Origin of the sequence: Frateuria sp. (genome assembly GCF_013362045.1) — a bacterium.
GTDB lineage: Bacteria > Pseudomonadota > Gammaproteobacteria > Xanthomonadales > Rhodanobacteraceae > Frateuria_A.
This window is the reverse complement of record NZ_JABFWW010000225.1, coordinates 1-7,720: the sequence shown is the minus strand read 5'-3', so window position 1 is coordinate 7,720 and position 7,720 is coordinate 1. Positions and strand designations below refer to the sequence as shown.

10 protein-coding genes and 1 pseudogene are annotated in these 7,720 nt (G+C 70.3%); all 11 read right to left on the bottom strand.

Annotated features, from left to right (window positions below; translation table 11 throughout):
• A partial coding sequence (locus HOQ08_RS10860) for a GDSL-type esterase/lipase family protein (RefSeq protein ID WP_291194434.1) occupies window positions 1-572 on the bottom strand: 572 nt, incomplete at its 3' end.
• A 205-nt stretch (window positions 573-777) separates the two neighbouring features.
• Window positions 778-1,464 (bottom strand): RES family NAD+ phosphorylase, encoded by a 687-nt coding sequence (locus HOQ08_RS10855; RefSeq protein WP_291194432.1) that lies wholly within the window; start codon window positions 1,462-1,464, stop codon window positions 778-780.
• Window positions 1,465-1,606: 142 nt separating this feature from the next.
• The gene (locus HOQ08_RS10850; protein ID WP_291194429.1) at window positions 1,607-1,999 is read right to left on the bottom strand and encodes an MbcA/ParS/Xre antitoxin family protein; all 393 of its coding nucleotides are present in this window, start codon (window positions 1,997-1,999) and stop codon (window positions 1,607-1,609) included.
• 97 nt (window positions 2,000-2,096) lie between these two features.
• On the bottom strand, window positions 2,097-2,750 hold the full coding sequence (locus HOQ08_RS10845; protein ID WP_343203818.1) for an SGNH/GDSL hydrolase family protein: 654 nt from the start codon (window positions 2,748-2,750) through the stop codon (window positions 2,097-2,099).
• 58 nt (window positions 2,751-2,808) lie between these two features.
• Window positions 2,809-4,536, bottom strand: coding sequence for a DUF885 family protein (locus HOQ08_RS10840; RefSeq protein WP_291194437.1), 1,728 nt, complete (start codon window positions 4,534-4,536; stop codon window positions 2,809-2,811).
• 234 nt (window positions 4,537-4,770) lie between these two features.
• A complete protein-coding gene (locus HOQ08_RS10835; protein WP_291194426.1) occupies window positions 4,771-5,472 on the bottom strand; it encodes a YafY family protein in 702 nt (233 codons plus the stop codon).
• A gap of 45 nt (window positions 5,473-5,517) precedes the next feature.
• Window positions 5,518-6,042 carry a cupin domain-containing protein gene (locus tag HOQ08_RS10830; protein ID WP_291194423.1) on the bottom strand — a complete coding sequence of 175 codons (525 nt, stop codon included), beginning with the start codon at window positions 6,040-6,042 and terminating at the stop codon, window positions 5,518-5,520.
• Window positions 6,043-6,053: 11 nt separating this feature from the next.
• The gene (locus HOQ08_RS10825; protein WP_291194420.1) at window positions 6,054-6,458 is read right to left on the bottom strand and encodes a GFA family protein; all 405 of its coding nucleotides are present in this window, start codon (window positions 6,456-6,458) and stop codon (window positions 6,054-6,056) included.
• Window positions 6,455-7,195, bottom strand: a complete 741-nt coding sequence (locus tag HOQ08_RS10820) for an NIPSNAP family protein (protein WP_291194418.1) — start codon at window positions 7,193-7,195, stop codon at window positions 6,455-6,457. Before HOQ08_RS10820 ends, HOQ08_RS10825 begins: the two co-directional genes overlap by 4 nt.
• On the bottom strand, window positions 7,192-7,350 hold the full coding sequence (locus HOQ08_RS10815) for a hypothetical protein (protein WP_291194415.1): 159 nt from the start codon (window positions 7,348-7,350) through the stop codon (window positions 7,192-7,194). The genes HOQ08_RS10820 and HOQ08_RS10815 overlap by 4 nt, the downstream gene beginning before the upstream one ends.
• A gap of 13 nt (window positions 7,351-7,363) precedes the next feature.
• Window positions 7,364-7,720, bottom strand: a pseudogene (locus HOQ08_RS10810) (thiamine biosynthesis protein ThiJ); the annotation flags it as partial.

Sequence of the window (7,720 nt, the reverse complement as noted above, 5' to 3'; positions counted from 1 at the left end):
AGGTGCAGCCCATCGACGTCGAACCAGCGTGGATCGGCCTGGCCGTCGGCGCCCAGCATCGGCGCGTGCACGTCGAGGAAATCCACGCCGCGTTCCTGCGCGCAGGCGCGGATCAGCGCATTGGTCCGGCGTATCTGCGGAAGCTGCGTGCGCCGCGACAGGTTGGGCTTGATCGACAGGTAGGCGAACGGCACCTCGCCCGCCCAGCGGCGCGCGCAGGTGACGAACGCGCCGAAATCGTCGCGCACCTGCTCGGGCGGTTTTCCCGCCGCCAGGTCGTTGCCGCCGGCGTACATCACGATCGCCGCCGGGCGGTAGGGCGCCACCAGCTGCTCGGCGAAGTACAGGCTGTCGGCGATCTGCGAACCGCCGAAGCCGCGGTTGATCGTCGGCACCTGCGGGAAGTCGGCCGCCAGCGTGCGCCACAGGCGGATCGAGGAACTGCCCACGAACAGCACCGCGCCGGCCCGCGGCGGCGGATCGAGCTTGTCCACCGCCGCGAACGCAGCGACCTCGCTCTGCCATTCGACGAACTCCGCGGCCTCGCCGCCGGAGGGTGAAAGCTCGACCATGCCGCCTCCACGAAAGTATCTCCCGCCCAACCTAGGGCGGCCGCGATCAACGCGGCGTAGGCGGCGGCCACAGCGCCGCACCGCGCTGCGCGGCCCTAGATGAGGGCAGGTCGTTCCAGGGCACGGGCGGGATCACACGTCTGCCCGGGCACGAGAAGCCCGGCCGATTCCGCCCGCGCGGGCGCCAGGGTATGGAGCCGGCGAATCAGGGCCGCATGAGCTCGCTGACCTGCAGCACCTGCGCGATGTGTTGGCCGTCCCAGCGATAGATGAAGTGCTGCGCCTGCACGCAGGGCGCCACCACGTCCGGATAGAACGCCGCCACGCACTCGCCGCCGGCGTGGCGTGCGCTGTCGTAGGCGACGCCGCTGGAGCCGGCCTCGCGCAAGGTGCGCGCCAGCGCGACGCTGGGCGTGTAGTCGTCGGCCGCGTGCGCCGCCGGCCAGCCGCCGCGGATGTCGTGCAGGCGGCAATCGATGCTGGTGCGGTAGCAGCGCATCTCGATATCGCAGGCCGGTTCGGCGGTGGCGGCAAGGAAGCGTTCGCGGTGGTAGACGGTTTCCTCCACCGCGGTGGCCACGCTGTGCGCCGCGTAGAACACGCCCCAGCTGCCGTCGGAGAAGCGGCTGCCCTCGGGATTGAGGTGGGTAAAGGCGGCCATCACCGGCGTGCTGCCCGGGCCGCTGATGCGCCGCTGCGGGGGCACCAGCTTCAGCGCGCCGGCCTCTTCGCGCAGGCGTGGATTGGTCAGTGCCTCGATCGCGAACAACGCGTCCAGGTCGCGCGGATCGGCGATGCGGTCGAACACGCCCACCGGCGGAAAGCGGCTGGGCACGATGCGGTAGGCATGGCTCCAGCGGATGCGTCTGATGGGCGGCAGGTCGGTGGGCATCGTCGGCTCCGGATCGGCTCCCTGCCGGCAAGCGGAGGGCTGGATGGGCGCACGTGGCTTCGTTCACAAGCGCGGTCGCCCTGCCCTGCTCGCGTATCGCCAAGCGTGCGGCACAGCGGTGTCGCCGGCTGCGACGCGCGCCTCAGCCGCGCTGCGCGTCCAGGTACTGGCGCACCACGTAGAGATCGCCGACGTTGCCCGAGAGCATGCGCTCCAGCGCCGAGTGGCCGCCGAACAGCGGCGACTGGTTGGGCCTGCGCAGCCAGGCGTCGGCCTGGGCCGGGTCGGGAAACAGGATCTGCAGCGATTTCCAGATGCCCAGCAGGTAGCTGATCCGCTCGATCACGTCGCGGCCGGGGTTGCCCTCCTGGTCGCGCTTCCACTTGAAGAAGGTCGATTCGGCCGGATCGCCGAGCAGGCGGCGCTGCTCGGCGATGCGCAACTTCCAACGTTCGGCCAGGCGGAAGAAGGCACGCAGCGCCGGGCCGCCGAGCTCGCTTGCGGGTGCCTGTTCGTGGCGCGGGTGGGCCAGCATGCGGACTCTCCTTTTGGAGTTCGAACGCAGTTTACTCCATTTATGGAGTTACGCGCAAAATGCAACATCGCGTTCCGGCGCGTCGTGCGCATCCGCACTAGGGTTGGACCATCGCATCCAGCCAGGCGCGCACCACGCGCGTCCACAAGGCGTAGCCCTCGCGGTTCATGTGCAGGCCATCGGGTCCGAACCATTGCGGCTGCGGTTGGCCGTCCGGCCCGAGCATGGGCGTAAAGACGTCCAGGTAGGCCACGCCGTGCCGGCCTGCGTAGTCGCGCACCAGCGCGTTCGCGTGGCGGATCTGCGGCAGGAGGTGCTTGCGCGCCATGCTCGGCTTGACCGCGATGAAGGCGATCGGCACGCCCGGATCGAGCGCCCGCGCACGCCGCACGAAGGCCGCCAGGGCATTGCGCACGTGCCTGGGCGTGCAGCCCTCGGCCAAGTCATTGTCGCCGGCGTAGAGCACGATGGCGCGCGGATGGTAGGGCGCCACCAGGCGCCGGGCGTAGTGCGTGGCATCCGGGATGCGCGAGCCGCCGAAACCGCGGTTGACCACGGCGCGCCCGGGAAAGTCCTCCGCCAGCGTGCTCCACATGCGGATCGAGGAGCTGCCCACGAACAGCACCGGATGCGGCGGCGGCGGATGCGCGCGGTCGGCCGCGGCGAAAGCGGCGATGTCCGCGCGCCATTGCTCGGGATGCCCACCACACGCACGCGCCCATGCCGGCAGCAGCGCCATGGCCAGCAGCAACCAGGCGAACTTTCCCGTCGCCCGCGTCGCCGATGGCGAGGCCGGGTTTGCGGGTTGCTCAGGGCGCATGCTTGCAGTCGCAACCATAATCGGGCTCCGGTCCGCCTTCGGCGATGAAACGGTCGATGCGCTGCTCCAGCACCGGCAGCGGCACCGAGCCGAGCTGCAGCACGGTGTCGTGGAAGTGGCGCAGGTCGAACTCGCTGCCCAGCGCCTTCTCGGCCCTGGCGCGCAGCTCGCGGATCTTGAGATACCCCAGTTCGTAGGACAGCGCCTGCCCCGGCCAGCTGATGTAGCGGTCGACCTCGTTGGCGATCTCGCGTGCGGACAGCGCGGTGTTCTGCGTGAGGTAGTCGATCGCCTGGCTCCGGCTCCAGCCCAGGTGGTGGATGCCGGTGTCGACCACCAGCCGGCAGGCGCGCCACATCTGGTAGGTGAGGTAGCCGAAGCGCTGGTAGGGCGTGGTGTAGATGCCCATCTCGTTGCCCAGGTATTCCGAATACAGGCCCCAGCCCTCGCCGAAGGCGGAGATGTATCCCTGCCGGCGGAACTGCGGCTGGCCTTGCTGCTCGGCGGCCAGTTCGAGCTGCAGCGCATGGCCGGGATAGGACTCGTGCAGGGTCAGCGCCGGCATGTTGAACAGCGGCCGCGAAGGCAGGTCGTAGGTGTTGACCAGATAGGCGTCCGCGCCGCCGCGTCCGGAGGTGTAATACGGCGCGATGTCGGCCGGTACCGGCACGATGGCGAAGCGCGCGCGCGGCAGGTGGCCGAAATAGCGGCCCAGCTGGGCGTCCACCTGCTTGGCCACCCAGGCGGTGCGCATCAGCAGTTCGTCGGGACTCTTGGCGTAGAACTGCGGGTCGTTGCGCAGGAAGTGCAGGAACGCGGGGAAGTCGCCCTTGAAGCCGGTCGCCTGCATGGTCTGGAGCATCTGCGCGTGGATCGCCGCCACCTGTTCCAGTCCGATCTTGTGGATGGCGTCCGGGTCCAGGTCCAGCGTGGTGTATTCGCGGATCTGCTGGCGGTAGAACGCCTTGCCCTCGGGCAACGCCTCGGCGGCGAGCGTGGTGCGCGCGTGCGGCACGTACTCCTGGCGGAAGAAGGTCAGCAGCTTGGCGTAGGCGGGGATCACCTCGTCGCGGATGCGCCGCAGCGCCTCGCCCTGCAGGGCCTGCGCCTGGTCGGCGGGGACCGATGCGGGCAGGTGCTTGAACGGCTCGTAGAAGCTGCTGGCGGTCGGGTCCTTCAACGCCGCCACGGCCGCGATCGACACGTCGCGCCCGTCCAGCACCGCGCGCGGCACGCTGAAGCCGCGCGCAAGGCCCAGCCGCATGTTGGCGACCTGCTGGTCGAAGTAGGCCGGGATCTGCGCCAGGCGATCGAGGTAGCGACGGTAATCGTCGGTCGTGCGCAGGCGGTCGCCGCCCAGTTCGTAGCCGATGTCGCTCCAGAACGCCGAGTCGCTGTTGAACGGCATCTGCCAGGCACCGAAACGCTGGTCGGCCAGCAGGTTCTCGATCTGGGCGCGGTAGATGGCGTAGTTCACCTGGTTGGCCGGCGAGAGCCCGGCCTTGTCCAGCGCGTCGAGTTGCGCCAGCACTTGCTGCCAGGTCTGCAGCCGCTGCTGCTGGCTGGCCGCATCGACGTTGTCCAGCCGGCCGCTGTTCGGCTGCGGCTCGCCCGAGGCGCTGATGTCGCCCTGCCCGGTGCGCCAGGCCCATTCATGGGTGTAGATGGCACGGAAGCGGTCGTCGGCGTCGGAGGCATGCGCGAGCGGGGCGAGCATCAGGCCGGCCACCAGCAGTGCGCCCAGCAGGTGTTTCATCGGGGTCTCCTTGCACGGGGAAGAGGCCGATCATCGCTAAAGAAGGCACGCGGGTGAACCCTTCTACCGCCGGTCTGCTGCGATTTGGGCTCTTCGACTCCGACCTGCGGCCTACGCTCAGGGCGAACGGTTCCTTAGCCGTTCGAGCCGTGCGTAGGCGCGAAGCGCCGAAGCCGAAGCGGCGCCGCCGAGACGTCAGACGCCGGTGTAGTAGCCGCGCATGGCGTCCAGGTAGGCGTCCAGGTTGCGCCCCTCACCCCCGGCGAAACGCTCGCCGGTTTCGTCGAACTGGTCGATGCGGTCCGGACGGAAATTGCGGAAGGCGCGGCGCAGGCGGCACCAGGTGCCGAGCGTCCACTTGCCGCCCCAGAAGGCCAGGCACAGCGGCTCCACCTCGCGCGTGCTGGCCTGCCCCGCCTCGTCGCAATAGACCAGCCGCAGCACCTGCTGCGCCTCGATCGCCGCGTGCAGGCGGTCGATCCGCGCGGCGAAGGCCAGCTTCATCTCGTCGCGATACACCGGCGCATAGATGCGCGTACGCGCGGCACGCTCGCGCAGCTCCGCCGGCAGCACCGCCTCGATCTTCATCAGCGCGGCCTGCGCGCCCTCGGCCAGACGCTCGCCCGCGAACGCGCGCACGAAGCGCGTGCCCACCACCAGCGATTCGAGCTCCTCGGCGGTGAACATCAGCGGCGGGATGTCCGCACCCTTGCGCAGCACGTAGCCGACGCCCGCCTCGCCCTCGATCGGCACGCCCGAGAGCTGCAGGTCGGCCACGTCGCGGTAGACGGTGCGCAGCGACACGCCCAGCGTCTCGGCCAGCGAGCGCGCCTGCAGCGCGGTACGGCGCCCGCGCAGGGCGTGGATGATGAGGAACAGGCGGTCGGCGCGGCGCATCCGCGCATGATGGCGTGCCGCCGTACCGGCCGCCAGCAGCGGCGGCTATTCGCCTTCCCAGTAGTCGTATGCATCGGCCTGCTTGCCGACGTGGCGGAAGCCCTGCGGCTTGCCGTCCGCCCCCATGCCCGCGACGTGCATGACGGCGAACTTGCCCGAGTCGGGGTACTCGCAGACCTCCGGCGTCTGGTTGCTCGACACGGCCAGGTAGCGCAGCGTCGACTCGCCGGTGTTGACGATCTGGTGCGCGGTTTCCGCGCCGCCGGGCGGACAGGCGATCACGTCGCCGGCGCGGATCGGCCAGGTCTGCTCGCCGATGCGCACCTGGCCGGTGCCTTCGATGACGAAGAACAGCTCCTCGTTGACGCGATGCGAATGGAACGGAAAGGCGCGCCGGCCCGGCGGCACCACGGTGAGGTTGTAGCCGAGCTTCTGCGCGCCCAGCCGGTGCGAGATGGGCGCCATGGCGCCGCCGAAGCGCGGCGGCGGCGGGTTGCCGCCCTGCTGGCGGCTCATCGCTTCCATGGGAATGAGCTCGAGTTCGTCCAGATTGATGATCGGGCGGGTCATGGTGGTCACCTTCAGAGGTAGCCCGTTTCGGCGGGCGGGTTCATCCAATTGTCGTGGCGGCCGTCGTAGTAGCGCACCGGCGCCGCGGCCAGCTCCTCGGGCGTGGCGTCGTCCAGGCAGGCCAGGTTGATGCTGACGAAATCGCCGCCCAGCTGTTCCAGATGCCCGCTGCCGAACGGCTGGATGCCGCAGTGCCGGCAGAACCGGTAATGGATGCTGTGGGTGCCGAACTGGTAATCCGAAAGAGCCGCTTCGCCCTCCCGCAGGCGGAAGGCATCGGGGCGGACCATAGCGCCCCAGCGGCGCGTCTTGCTGCAGATCGAGCAGTTGCAGCGGCCGGTGCCGGCGGCCAGGTCGATGTCGGCTTCATAGCGCACCGCGCCGCAGTGGCAACTGCCGTGGTAGGTCCGGATCATGCGTGCTCCCCGGCCATCGTGGCCATCGTGGTGGATGGAAGGCCGCGCAGCAGCGAGCGCGGCGTGGGCGCGAGCCGCAAGGTTTCCGGCGGCGCCTCCAGCTGGCCGAGCCATGCAGCCACGGCCGGCTCGGCGGCGCAAGCGGCCTGGTGCGCGGCGTGCGCCGCGGCATCGGCGAATGCGGCGAACCAGACGAACACGCTCTCGCCCTCGCGCACCGGCAGGCGCGGGTACGTGTTGCGTGCCGGCTCGGTGACGAAGCTGGCGAGCACCTGCGCACCATGTCGCTCCAACAGCGGGCGCAACCGCTTCTCGAAGTCGCGCGCCAGCACGGCCGCTTGCGCCAGCGCTACCGGGCAGACCGTCGCGCTCACCAGTCCGGTTGGCGCCCGCTCGCCCGGGGCGGGGCGCGGCAGGTCCTGCAGGGCGAAATCGCGCACGGGCTTGAGCAGCAGCACGTCGTCCGAATCGAGCATGGTCGCGTTGGCGGCCTCGCGGTGCGCGCGCCAGACCGGGCCATCGTAGAACGCCGCCAGCGCCGCGGCGCGGGCGTCCATGTCGACGAAGCTGCGCAGCCAGACGAAGCGGTCCGGATCGTCCAGGTCGCGGAACTGTCCCGGCAGGCTCATGCCGAGCGCCTCCTGGGGCTCGACGAACTCCCGCTCGAACAGCTCGACCAGCCGCTCGCGCTGGCCCGGGCGCAGCGTGTACTGGCGCAGTTCGAACACGCCGCTCACGGGCGCCTCCCGAATAGCACGGCCAGCAGCGCGATCAGGGTCAGGCGCCGATGGGCGGGCGGCGTGGCGACGGGGAGCGGCACCCCTTCGACCAGACGGTTGCGACCGGCGAGCGGTTGATAGGCCTCGGCGAGGCGATGCATCAGCGTGTGCACGTGCGTGACTCCTTCAGGCCGCGGCCGCTTCGCCGACGCACCACGGCGGCAGCTGGGCGTGCTTGAACAGGCGGAACCAGTGCTCGCGGTCGGCCGGGCTGTAGAGATCGAGCGTGCCGATCACCTCGCGCGCGAAATCCACGCTGCCCAGGTGGCTGGCGGTGATGGTGCCGCCGTCGCTGACCGCCAGCACCGAGGCGTCGTACTGCGCGGTGCCGCCATAGCCGGGCACCTGACCCTCGATGTGGCCGGCCCAGTTGCCGGTGTGCCGGCAGTGCTCCAGCAGGCCGGCGCGGGCGAGCGCGAGCACGCCTGAGTCGATGCCCGCGGCGACCGCGCCGGCGCCATGCAGCTGGCGGATCGCCGCCAC